The sequence below is a fragment of the Streptomyces sp. NPDC048612 genome, from assembly GCF_043199295.1.
In the GTDB taxonomy this organism is placed as follows: Bacteria; Actinomycetota; Actinomycetes; order Streptomycetales; family Streptomycetaceae; genus Streptomyces.
The window spans coordinates 1-1,680 of record NZ_JBICVV010000064.1 but is presented as its reverse complement, the minus strand read 5'-3'; the positions used below and the strand labels follow the sequence as shown (position 1 = coordinate 1,680).

Sequence of the window (1,680 nt, the reverse complement as noted above, 5' to 3'; positions counted from 1 at the left end):
CTAGAGCCTGTCTGACAAATAATTACCTGGCCGCTTCACGGAGCCAGAGAATCAGGGAGGCCAGGACGACTCCCGCACGGTAGCGGTCCGCGAGCTTGTCGAACCTGGTTGCGATCGCACGGAACTGCTTGAGGCGGGCGAAGCATCGTTCGACCACGTTGCGGTCGCGGTAGATTTCCATGTCGAAGGCGGGTGGCCGACCACCGCGGCGCCCCCGGCGTCGGCGGTTGGCCACCTGGTCGCGGCGCTCGGGGATCGTGACGGCGATGCCGCGACGCCGCAGCAGGTGACGGATGGCCCTGCTGGAGTAGGCCTTATCACCCAGCACACAGTCCGGTGTCGTGCGCGGGCGGCCCGTGCCTGCGCGCGGGGTGCGGATCCCGTCGAGGACGTCGGCGAACGCGGTGGCGTCGTTGACGTTGCCGGGTGTGAGCACAATCGACAGCGGCAGACCTCGGCCGTCGACGGCGAGGTGGACCTTGGTGGTCAACCCGCCCCGGGACCGGCAAAGGGCTTGGCGCGCCTGCGAGCGGCCCGGATCTTCCAGTTCGTCCCCCTCCGCGTCCCCCTTTTACGGGCGCCTGCGGCGTGCTGGTGCGCCCGGTTTACCGTGGAGTCGACGGCGACGGTCCACTGCACCCGGCCCACCGCGTCGTCAGAGACCTGCACGTGCTCCAACAGCCTTGCCCACGTGCCATCGGTCTCCCACCGGGCGAACCGCTCGTAGACGGTCTGCCACGGCCCGTATCGCTCAGGTAGATCGCGCCAAGGAGCCCCGGTCCGCAGCCGCCACAACACCCCGTTGACCACCTGCCTGTGATCACGCCACGGACGGCCCCGTCCATCCGCCTGTGGCAACAGGGGCTCTATTCGCCCCCATGCCGCATCCGTCAACTCAGCTCGACCTGCCACAAGATCAATTATCAGACCGGCTATAGATAGAGTCCTGCCCGTGGCGAATCATCAAGACGAGACCAGAGCGGCCTACGACGGAGTCGTCGAGCTGTACGCATCGCTGTTCGCAGACCGGCTGGAGACACAGCCGTTCGCCCGGGCAATGATCGCTACGTTCGCCGAACTTGTGCGCGCGACGGGCAACCTGCGGGCAGCGGACGTCGGGTGCGGGCCAGGACATCTGACGGCCATGCTGCACGAACTGGGCCTGGACGCCTTCGGACTCGATCTCTCCCCTGGCATGGTCGACCACGCCCAGCGGGCCCATCCGGCGCTGCGCTTCCAAGAGGCACGGATGGAATCCCTGCCGATCGAGGACGGCTCGCTCGGTGGCGTGCTGGCCCACTACTCGATGATCCATACCCCTCCGTCGGAGCTTCCGAAGGTGGTCTCCGAGCAGGTACGCGTCCTGGCGCCGGATGGACTGCTCCTGGTCTCCTTCTTCGGGACCGACGGACAAGAACCGGTCCGGTTCGACCACAAAGTGGCGCCTGCCTACAGCTGGCCCGCGGATCACCTCGCCGAACTGCTTGCCGATGCAGGGCTCGTTCCCTTCGCCCGGCTGCTCCACGATCCGGCCTCCGAACGGGGCTTCCTCGACGCCCACCTGCTGGCCCGCCGTTTGTAAGCCCTGCCCGGCGAAACCCTGAGGTGTCGGCGCACCTCCGGACTGCCAGCTCGGCGGACGCTCGCTGATCGGACTGGGAATTGTCAGACAGCCCCTAG

2 protein-coding genes are annotated in these 1,680 nt (G+C 67.3%); one reads left to right on the top strand and one right to left on the bottom strand.

Annotated features, from left to right (window positions below; translation table 11 throughout):
* Nucleotides 1–22: 22 nt before the first annotated feature.
* Nucleotides 23–912, bottom strand: a protein-coding gene (locus ACGFN2_RS35880; protein ID WP_393367184.1) for an IS5 family transposase whose coding sequence is annotated in 2 segments (ribosomal slippage) — nt 23–558 and nt 558–912 — 891 coding nt in all. Because the reading frame shifts where the segments join, the coding sequence is not laid out codon by codon here.
* 40 nt (nt 913–952) lie between these two features.
* Between ACGFN2_RS35880 and ACGFN2_RS35875 the strand changes: the two genes are divergently transcribed.
* Nucleotides 953–1,582: a class I SAM-dependent methyltransferase gene (locus tag ACGFN2_RS35875; protein WP_393367182.1), complete on the top strand. Its 630-nt coding sequence runs from the start codon at nt 953–955 to the stop codon at nt 1,580–1,582.
* The last annotated feature ends 98 nt before the right edge of the window (nt 1,583–1,680 follow it).